The organism is uncultured Intestinimonas sp. (assembly GCF_944387725.1).
Taxonomy (GTDB): Bacteria; Bacillota; Clostridia; order Oscillospirales; family Oscillospiraceae; genus Intestinimonas.
Window position 1 is genome coordinate 1 of record NZ_CALXGA010000082.1, and the last position, 8,049, is coordinate 8,049.

7 protein-coding genes and 1 other annotated feature are annotated in these 8,049 nt (G+C 66.2%); of the genes, 2 read left to right on the forward strand and 5 right to left on the reverse strand.

From position 1 onward, the window contains the following. Window positions 1–109: 109 nt before the first annotated feature. Window positions 110–685, forward strand: a complete 576-nt coding sequence (locus Q0K09_RS09775) for a sugar O-acetyltransferase (RefSeq protein WP_294475763.1) — start codon at window positions 110–112, stop codon at window positions 683–685. Between the two features lie 118 nt (window positions 686–803). Here Q0K09_RS09775 and Q0K09_RS09780 read toward each other — a convergent pair whose 3' ends face one another. After that, a complete protein-coding gene (locus Q0K09_RS09780; protein ID WP_294475764.1) occupies window positions 804–2,183 on the reverse strand; it encodes a TrpB-like pyridoxal phosphate-dependent enzyme in 1,380 nt (459 codons plus the stop codon). A gap of 484 nt (window positions 2,184–2,667) precedes the next feature. Here Q0K09_RS09780 and Q0K09_RS09785 point away from each other — a divergent pair, with 484 nt between their 5' ends. Further along, window positions 2,668–3,717, forward strand: a complete 1,050-nt coding sequence (locus Q0K09_RS09785; RefSeq protein ID WP_294475765.1) for an LCP family protein — start codon at window positions 2,668–2,670, stop codon at window positions 3,715–3,717. Between the two features lie 57 nt (window positions 3,718–3,774). On the opposite strand, the gene cysK is transcribed toward Q0K09_RS09785, so the two are convergent. The 4 genes from cysK to Q0K09_RS09805 all read right to left on the reverse strand — a co-directional run bounded on the left by cysK (window position 3,775) and on the right by Q0K09_RS09805 (window position 7,888). After that, a complete protein-coding gene (gene cysK / locus Q0K09_RS09790) occupies window positions 3,775–4,695 on the reverse strand; it encodes a cysteine synthase A (protein WP_294475767.1) in 921 nt (306 codons plus the stop codon). 88 nt (window positions 4,696–4,783) lie between these two features. Further along, window positions 4,784–5,644, reverse strand: coding sequence for a MetQ/NlpA family ABC transporter substrate-binding protein (locus Q0K09_RS09795; protein ID WP_294475768.1), 861 nt, complete (start codon window positions 5,642–5,644; stop codon window positions 4,784–4,786). 81 nt (window positions 5,645–5,725) lie between these two features. Next, window positions 5,726–5,974, reverse strand: a binding site (T-box leader). Between the two features lie 125 nt (window positions 5,975–6,099). After that, window positions 6,100–6,867 carry a methionine ABC transporter permease gene (locus Q0K09_RS09800; protein WP_294475771.1) on the reverse strand — a complete coding sequence of 256 codons (768 nt, stop codon included), beginning with the start codon at window positions 6,865–6,867 and terminating at the stop codon, window positions 6,100–6,102. Then, a complete protein-coding gene (locus Q0K09_RS09805; RefSeq protein ID WP_294475773.1) occupies window positions 6,860–7,888 on the reverse strand; it encodes an ATP-binding cassette domain-containing protein in 1,029 nt (342 codons plus the stop codon). Before Q0K09_RS09805 ends, Q0K09_RS09800 begins: the two co-directional genes overlap by 8 nt. Between the last annotated feature and the right edge of the window lie 161 nt (window positions 7,889–8,049).

Consider the following 8,049-nt stretch of genomic DNA (forward strand, 5'->3'; position numbering starts at 1 on the left):
TCCTGCGAAAAAATTGCTTGCCAGCGGCCCAAAATCCCTCGCTGCCGGACACATCGCCAATTTTCAAACAAGCCCTAGGGACAGTCCGCTTTCTTGGAGGGAAAACAGTATGACAGAAAAGGAAAAAATGCTCTCCGGGGCTCTCTACGACCCCGGGGACCCGGAGCTCTCCGCCCTGCGGATGCGGGCCCAGGCCCTGTGCCGTAAAATCTGCCTGGACGACAGCGGCGACCCGGACCAGCGCTGCGCCCTGCTCAAGGAGCTCTTCGGCGCCGCCGGGGAGTGGGCCTATGTGGAGCCCAACTTCCGCTGCGACTACGGCTTCAACATCCGGGTGGGGGAGAATTTCTACGCCAACTACGACTGCATTATGCTCGACTGCGCTCCCATTACCATCGGGGACGAGTGTATGTTCGGCCCTCGGGTCTCCCTCATCACCGCCAGCCACCCGGTGGAGGCCCTGGTCCGCTCCCCCGGGAGAGACCGGACCGGGGAGGAGTACGCCCTGCCCATCACCATCGGGGACCGGGTCTGGCTGGGGGCCGGGGTCATCGTCAACCCCGGCGTCACCATCGGGGAGGGGGCCGTGGTGGCCTCCGGCGCGGTAGTGACCCGGGACATCCCGCCCTATACCCTGGCCGCCGGCGTCCCGGCGGTGGTGAAAAAGGAGCTGCCCCGGCCATAAGGGACGCGGCTGGGGCGGCGCGCCAGGCAGAAACACGCGGCGGAGAACGGGAGACTGTTCTCCGCCGCGTGTTCCCTGCGGTAATCGGATGTTCCGGCAGGCCCCGCGCCGCCGGGGCTCAGAGGCGGTTCTGGGGGATGTCGGGGAGGGAGTCGAAGCCCTGCTGAAGCTCCTGGTCGGTGGGGACGTGGTCGCTCATCTTCCCGCTGAGGTAGGACTTGTAGGCGGTCATGTCGAAGTAGCCGGTGCCGGTGAGGCCGAAGAGGATGGTCTTGGCCTCCCCGGTCTCCCTGCACCGCAGAGCCTCGTCGATGGCCCCCTTGATGGCGTGGGCCGACTCCGGGGCGGGGAGGATGGTCTCCCGCTTGGCGAAGAGGACGGCGGCCTCGAAGACCTCGGTCTGCCGGTAGGCCACCGCCTCCATGTAGCCGTCGTGGTAGAGCTTGGAGAGGATGGGGCTCATGCCGTGGTAGCGCAGGCCGCCGGCGTGGCTGGCCGAGGGGATGAAGCCGGAGCCCAGGGTGTACATCCGGGCCATGGGGGTGACCTTTCCGGTGTCGCAGAAGTCGTAGGCGTACCTCCCCCGGGTGAAGGAGGGGCAGGAGGCCGGCTCCACCGCCACGATGCGGGGGTCCCGCTTCCCGGTGAGCTTATCCCGCATGAAGGGGGCGATGAGGCCCCCCAGATTGGAGCCGCCGCCGGCGCAGCCCACCACCACGTCGGGGTACTCCCCCAGCTCCTCCAGGGCCAGGGCCGACTCCAGGCCGATGATGGACTGGTGGAGGAGGACCTGGTTGAGCACCGAGCCCAGGACATAGCGGCAGTTGGGGGTGGTGGTGGCCCGCTCCACCGCCTCGGAGATGGCGCAGCCCAGGCTGCCGGTGGTGTCGGGGTGCTGGGCCAGAATTTTCCGCCCGATCTCGGTCTCCATGGAGGGGGAGGCGGTGACGTGGGCGTCAAAGACCCCCATGACGGCCTTGCGGAAGGGCTTTTGCTCATAGGAGACCTTCACCATAAAGACGTCCAAGTCCAGGCCGAAGTAGCTGCACGCCTCGCTGAGGGCGGTGCCCCACTGGCCGGCCCCGGTCTCGGTGGTGAGCCTGGTGATGCCCTGCTCCTTGGCGTAGTAGGCCTGGGCCACGGCGGAGTTGAGCTTGTGGCTGCCGGAGGTGTTGTTGCCCTCGAACTTGTAGTAGATGCGGGCGGGGGTGCCCAAGGTCTTCTCCAGCTCGTAGGCCCGGACCAGGGGGGAGGGGCGGTACATCAGGTAGACGTTCCGCACCGCCTCGGGGATGTCCACAAAGGGGGTGGCGGCGTCCATCTCCTGGTGGGCCAGGGCCTTACAGAAGATGGGGTAGAGCTCCTCCTCCTTCAGGGGCTCCAGGGTGCCGGGGTTCAGGAGGGGGTCTGGCTGCTCCTTCATGTCGGAGCGGAGGTTATACCACTGGCGGGGCATCTGCTCCTCGGTGAGGTAGAGTCTGTGGGGGATGTGCGTCATGTCGCTCGCTCCTTTTTTGCGGGGGAGGGCATGAAAAAAGCCCCCGCCCCAAGAATTTGGATTCTCTGGGACAAAGGCCAAGACCTCTGCGGTGCCACCCGGATTGACGCCTCCCATTCGGGAAGCGCCCGCTCGCTTTCCCGCGCCGGAACAGCGCGGGCTCCCCTGATAACGGGCGGAGTTCCCGTCTGGCTGCCAGGCCGGAAAGCCCTTCGCCGCCCTCAGAAGTCCATTCCCTCCGGCGTCCCCCGCCGCGCTTCCACCCTCCGCGGCTCGCTGAGAGGTTCCGTTCCGGAGGTACTCCTCTTCGTCATCGGTTTCCTGTCTGAAATTGTGTGCATTATAAACGAAGTCCGGGCCCCTTGTCAAGCCCGGTGACAAAAAATTCTGAAATTTTCGTTCAGGCGGTAACTTTCTCTTGTCCTGCTCCGTCTAAATCAGTATACTGGTAAGCGCCCACACTACAAGAGAGGACGGGGTCCCCGTGGCAAAACGCCTTTTGAAGAAAACGAAACGAAAGCGGCCCACCCGCGTCCGGCGGGCGGCGCGGACCCTCTACCGCACGGCGGTGGTCCTCTCGGCCCTGGTAGTGGTCCTCTTCTGCGCCTACCAGGCCCTGGTCCACGCCCCGGAGCAGGCCCCTCCGCCCACGGCGGAAGTTCCCTCACGGTCCCCCGCCAGCGACAACCCGGACACCCCGGAGGACGAGAGCCTCCAGCCCACCCCGGAGCCCCTGATGCGAAAGGAGGGCTTCTACACCTTCCTGCTGGTGGCCACCGACGAGGGGGGCGGCAACACCGACACCATCATGGTGGCCGCCTATGACACCAAGAACCAGACCGTGGGAGTGGTCTCCATCCCCCGGGACACCCTGGTGGACCGAAGCATCCCCAAAATCAACAGCATCTACGCCCGGGAGGGCGTGGATGGTCTCCGGGAGGCGGTCTCCAACCTCATCGGCATCCCTATCGACTACTACATCCTGGTGGGCCTCAACGGCTTCCAGCGGCTGGTGAACGCCGTGGGCGGGGTGGACTTCTATGTCCCCTGCGATATGGACTACGACGACCCCACCGCCGACCCGCCTCTCCACATCCACTATACCGAGGGCATGACCCACCTGGACGGCCAGGAGGCCATGGAGGTGGTGCGGTTCCGCCACAACAACGACGGCTCCGGCTACACCGACGTGGGCCGGGCCCAGACCCAGCGGGACCTCCTCGTGGCCGTGGCCAAAAAGGTCCTGGCCAACCCGGGGAAAATCGGAACCTATGTGGACATCTTCTCCGAGAACGTGGAGACCGACCTCTCGGCCACCGACATCGCCTGGCTGGCCGGACAGGCCCTGGGGGTGGACCTGGACGCCGGGGTCTCCACCGCCACCCTCCCCGGCGACGGCGACACCACCTACAACGGGGTCCGCTGGTGCTACGAGCTGGACCAGGCGGCCTGCCTGGAGATTTTCAACCAGCTCCTCAACCCCTACACCACCGAGATCACCTTGGACATGACCGGCATGTTCCAGGCCCCCTGAGGGGCTCAAAAACCGCCCGCCCGAGAGAGCATCCCGGGCGGGCGGCTGTTTTGGGGGTCAGGGGGCCTGGAAGACTCCGGTGGAGAGGTAGCGCTCCCCGGTGTCGGGGAGGACAGCCACGATGGTCTTGCCGGCGTACTCCGGCCGGGCGGCCAGGAGGGCAGCGGCCCGGGCGGCGGCCCCGGAGGAGATGCCCGCCAGCAGGCCCTCGGTCCGGGCCAGAGCCCGGACCGTCTCCATGGCTTCGGCCCCGGGGATGGGCAGGACCTCGTCCACCAGGTCCCGGTCCAGGACCTTGGGGACGAAGCCGGCGCCGATGCCCTGAATCTTGTGGGGGCCCGCCTGGCCGCCGGAGAGGACCGGGGACTCTGCGGGCTCCACCGCCACCAGCTTAATCTGGGGGTTTTGCTCCTTGAGATAGCGGCCCGCCCCGGTGAGGGTGCCGCCGGTGCCCACTCCGGCCACCAGCACGTCCACGGCCCCGCCGGTGTCCCGCCAGATCTCCGGGCCGGTGGTCTCGTAGTGGGCCCGGGCGTTGGCGGAATTGTCGAACTGCCCCGGCATCCAGGCTCCGGGCAGGGTCTCCAGCAGCTCCCGGGCCTTCTGGATGGCCCCCTTCATCCCCTGGGCCCCGGGGGTGAGGACCAGCTCGGCCCCCAGCGCGGCCAGGAGGCTCCGCCGCTCGGCGGACATGGTCTCCGGCATGGTGAGGATCATCCGGTAGCCCCGGAGGGCGGCGATGTAGGACAGCCCCACCCCGGTGTTGCCGCTGGTGGGCTCCACGATGACGCTGCCGGGCTTCAGGAGGCCCCGGTCCTCGGCGTCCCGGATCATGAAGAGGGCGGCCCGGTCCTTGGCGGAGGACAGGGGGTTGAAGGACTCCAGCTTGGCCAGGATGCGGGCGTTGGGGGCGTAGCGCTCTAGGGCCAGCAGGGGGGTGTTTCCGATGAGGTCGGTGAGAATGTGGGCGATGGACATGATAATCCCTCCATTTTAGTATGATTTTAGGGAAAGAGGGGGGCCCGCCGCCTGGGCGGACGGGCCTCCTCCCATCTCTGGGGGTCTGTCAGAACACAGCCACCACGGCGCCGTTGTAGGTCTCGTCGATGAAGGCCTTGACCTCCGGGCTGCACAGGGCGGCGGCCAGCGCCTGGATGGCGGAGTCGTTCTCCCGGCCCTCCTTGACGGCCAGCACGTTGACGTAGGCCTGGGCGGCCTCGCCGCCGGCGGACTCCACGGCCAGGGCGTCGGCCACGCTCAAGCCGGCGTCAATGGCGTAGTTGCCGTTGATGACGGCCATATCCACATCGGCCAGCCGGACGGGAAGCTGGCTGGCCTCCAGCTCCACGATGTCCAGGTTCTTGGGGTTCTCCTCAATGTCGGCCTTGGTGGCGGTGATGCCGGCCCCCTCCCGCAGGGTGATAAGCCCCACCTGCTCCAGCAGCAGCAGGGCCCGGGCCTCGTTGGTGGTGTCGTTGGGCACGGCGATCTGGGCGCCGTCGGAGAGCGCATCCAGGCTGGCGGTCTTGCCGGCGTAGAGGCCGAAGGGCTCATAGTGGACCTCGGCGGCGCTGACCAGGTGGGTGCCGTCGCTGGCGTTGAACTCATTCATATAGGTGGTGTGCTGGAAGTAGTTGGCGTCCAAAGAGCCGTCCTCCACCGCCAGGTTGGGCTGGATGTAGTCGTTGAACTCCACGATGTCCAGGGTGATGCCCTGCTGGGCCAGGAGGTCCTTGGCCACCTCCAGAATCTCGGCGTGGGGGGCGGGGGAGGCCCCAACCCGCAGGGTGGCGCCCTCCAGGGAGGAGGACTCGGCGGGGGCGGCGGAGTCCTGGGGGGCGGGGGTGCTGGAGGCGCCGCCGCCGCAGCCGGCCAGGAGGCCTGCGGTGAGGGCCGCGGTGCAGAACAGAGAGACGAGCTTTTTCATGGTTTCCTTCTCCTTTTCCTTGCCTCCGCAGGGGAGGCGGTTTTCCCAAAGCTGGCACAAAAAAACGCCCTTGAATCCAATTTCAAGGACGAGAGCTTTCGCTTCGTGGTACCACCTTGCTTCACTCCTGCCTCACGACAGGGGCCTTACGGAGTACAGACATACTCCCGCGCGCTGACGGGCGCACCCGTCGCAGCCTGTGCGGAATGCCTTCCGCAGTCGGTGCGCCGCTCCGAGACCATCTTCGGCCGAACCTTCCGTACCCGTTCCCACCGTACCGGGCTCTCTGTGCCGTATCTTTCGGCTTACTCTTCTCTTCCTTGCGTTTGAGGGGCGTTATTCAGTTCTCCTTGGGTTATCCCTAGTTTACAACCAGGCGGCCCTTCTGTCAATCTGGCATCCTCCACAAAAAAACGGGGCGGGCAAACCGCCAGATTTGCCCGCCCCGTCGAATTTCACATGGAGCCCGGGATGTGTTTGTCGTCTTTGATCTTCTGTTTGATACCCCGCCGGGCCTGGCCCCCCTTGGTGAGGCGCTTGTCCATGCGCACCGCCAGGTGGGTGCCGGCGGACTGGAAAATCTGCACCAGGATCACCAGCACCACAACAGAGACATACAGGACGATGTACATTCGCCGCTGGTAGCCCAGCATCAGGGCCATGGAGCCCAGGCCGCCGCCGCCGATAGCGCCGGCCATGGCGCCGTAGCTGAGGATGGTGATAAAGGCGGTGGTAAAGCCGGTGATGAGGGAGGGGCGGCTCTCCGGCAGCAGCACCTTGCCGATTACCTGGAGGGGGGAGCAGCCCATGGCCTGGGCGGCCTCGATGACGCCCTTGTCCACCTCCCGGATGGAGCCCTCCACCAGCCGGGCCACAAAGGGGAAGGCGGCCACGACCAGCGGGATGATGGTGGCGGCGGTGCCGATGGAGGTCCCCAGCACCAGCCGGGACAGGGGAGTGACCAGGACCATCAGGATGAGGAAGGGCACCGAGCGCAGGATGTTGATGATAAAGTTCAGCACCCGCATCACAGAGGTGGGCAGGGGGGCCACGCCTCCCCGTTCCCCGGCCACCAGGAGCACCCCCAGGGGCAGGCCGATGAGATAGGCCAGCAGGGTGGCCAGGACGGTGGAGTAGAGGGTCTCCCAGATGGCGAAGAGCAGGCCGTCCTCCGTCAGCAGCAGGAGGCGCTGGACCTCCGCGTTGGCAAGCAGCTCACTCATGGTAGTCGCGCACCTCCTCCACCGTCACGTCCTTTTGGGCCTTGAGATAGTTCATGGCCTTGGCGGACTCGGCCTTATCCTGGGGCAGGCCCAGGAGCATGGTGCCGAAAGCCCGGCCGTTGACATTGCGGGTGTCGGCCCCCAGGATATTGACCTTCACGCCGCAGTCGATGGCCAGGGAGGCGATAAGGGGCTCGTAGGAGGAGCCCCCGTTGAAGGCCACCCGGACCACGTTGGCCGCCGGGAGCTGGTCGATCTGGACCCCCTCTGGGTAGACCAGCCGCCGGCCGGCCTCGGTCTGGGGGTTGGAAAAGACCTCCTCCACGGTGCCCGTCTCCACCATGCGGCCGCGCTCCAGAATGGCCACCCGGGTGCAGATCTCCTCCACCACGGCCATTTCGTGGGTGATGACCACCACGGTGAGGCCCAGGCGGCGGTTGATGTCCTGGATGAGCCGGAGGATGCTCCGGGTGGTGGTGGGGTCCAGGGCGGAGGTGGCCTCGTCGCACAGGAGGACCTTGGGGTCGGAGGCCAGAGCCCGGGCGATGGCAATGCGCTGCTTCTGCCCGCCGGAGAGCTGGGCGGGGTAGGCGTCGGCCTTATCGGGGAGGCCCACGGTCTCCAGGAGCTCCAGGGCCCGCTGTTTGGCCTGGGCCTTGGGGACCCCGGCAATCTCCATGGGGAAGCAGATGTTTTTCAGGCAGGTGCGCTGCATGAGCAGGTTGAACTGCTGAAAGATCATGCTGATGGACCGCCGGGCCTGCCGGAGCTGGGCGGCGGAGAGGCTGCACAGGTCCACGGGGCCCTGGGCGCCGTCGATGAGGCCCTCCACCAGCACCTGGCCGCCGCTGGGCCGCTCCAGGAGGTTGATGCACCGCACCAGGGTGGACTTGCCCGCGCCGGACATGCCCACAATGCCGAAGATGTCTCCGTCTTGAATGGTTAGGCTCACGCCGGACAGGGCCTGAAGGACGCCGTCGGCGGTCTGGAAGGTTTTGGATACGTCTCTGAGCTCAATCACAGGGCCGCTCTCCCCCTTTGTTTCTCTTGTCGCAGTAGGGCTTGTTTGAAAATTGGCGATGTGTCCAGCAGCGAGGGATTTTGGGCCGCTGGCAAGCAATTTTTTCGCAGGAATCCTGGCGGATTTCAAGGAAAAATTGCGCCGTCCAGGGGACAAAAGAC

Coding starts and splice junctions, on each gene's coding strand:
- Q0K09_RS09775 (WP_294475763.1), top strand. CDS start 110: ATGACAGAAAAGGAAAAAATGCTCTCCGGGGCTCTCTACGACCCCGGG.
- Q0K09_RS09780 (WP_294475764.1), bottom strand. CDS start 2,183: ATGACGCACATCCCCCACAGACTCTACCTCACCGAGGAGCAGATGCCC.
- cysK (WP_294475767.1), bottom strand. CDS start 4,695: ATGTCCATCGCCCACATTCTCACCGACCTCATCGGAAACACCCCCCTG.
- Q0K09_RS09795 (WP_294475768.1), bottom strand. CDS start 5,644: ATGAAAAAGCTCGTCTCTCTGTTCTGCACCGCGGCCCTCACCGCAGGC.
- Q0K09_RS09800 (WP_294475771.1), bottom strand. CDS start 6,867: ATGAGTGAGCTGCTTGCCAACGCGGAGGTCCAGCGCCTCCTGCTGCTG.